Annotated in this window: 1 protein-coding gene; it reads left to right on the forward strand. The window is 68.4% G+C overall.

From position 1 onward, the window contains the following. A partial coding sequence (locus SSP29_RS00045; protein WP_089098379.1) for an IS110 family RNA-guided transposase occupies positions 1 to 918 on the forward strand: 918 nt, incomplete at both ends.

Here is a 918-nt window from a genome sequence, read left to right on the forward strand (position 1 = left end):
CCTTCGACAAGCGGCTGCCCAACAGCGAGCCCAAGCTCCGTGAAGTGTTCGGCAAACTGCAGGCCAAGCATGGGACCGTGCTTGTCGTGGTCGACCAGCCGGCCTCCATCGGGGCTCTGCCGCTGGCAATGGCCCGGGACATGGGCTGCCCCGTCGCCTATCTGCCCGGCCTGACAATGCGGAGGATCGCCGACCTCTATCCCGGCGAGGCCAAAACAGATGCCCGCGACGCGTTCGTCATCGCGGACGCGGCCCGCGTCATGCCTCACACGCTCCGCTCGGTCGAGCTCCAGGACGAGACCATCGCCGAGCTGGAGATGATCGTCGGCTTCGACGACGACCTGGCCGGGGAAGCAACCCGCATCAGCAACCGCCTGCGGGACCTGCTCACCCAGATCCACCCGTCGCTGGAACGGGTCCTGGGCCCGCGCGTCCAGCACCCGGCCGTGCTCCAGCTCCTCGACCAGTTCGGCTCCCCGGCCCAGATCCGCACAGCCGGACGTCGGCGGCTCGTTGCGCTGAAACGTCCGAAGGCACCGCGGATGGCCGACCGGCTCGTCGAGGACATCTTCACCGCACTGGACGAACAGACCGTCGTCGTCCCGGGCACGGACGCGGCCGCCCTGATCGTCCCCAGCCTCGCCAACTCGCTCCAAGCAGTGCTTGACCAGCGGAAACTCCTGGCCACCCGGATCGAGGAACTGCTGGAGAACCACCCTCTTTCGAAGGTCCTGACGTCCATGCCGGGGATCGGCGTCAGGACCGGAACCCGCATCCCCATCGACGTCGGCGACGGCACCTCGTTCCCGACCTCCGCCCACCTCGCCGCCTACGCCGGCCTCGCGCCCGCAACCCGCAGTTCCGGCTCCTCGATCCACGGCGAACAACCGTCCCGGCGCGGAAACAAGCAGCTCAAAC

The sequence above is a fragment of the Streptomyces hyaluromycini genome (genome assembly GCF_002217755.1).
In the GTDB taxonomy this organism is placed as follows: Bacteria; Actinomycetota; Actinomycetes; order Streptomycetales; family Streptomycetaceae; genus Streptomyces; species Streptomyces hyaluromycini.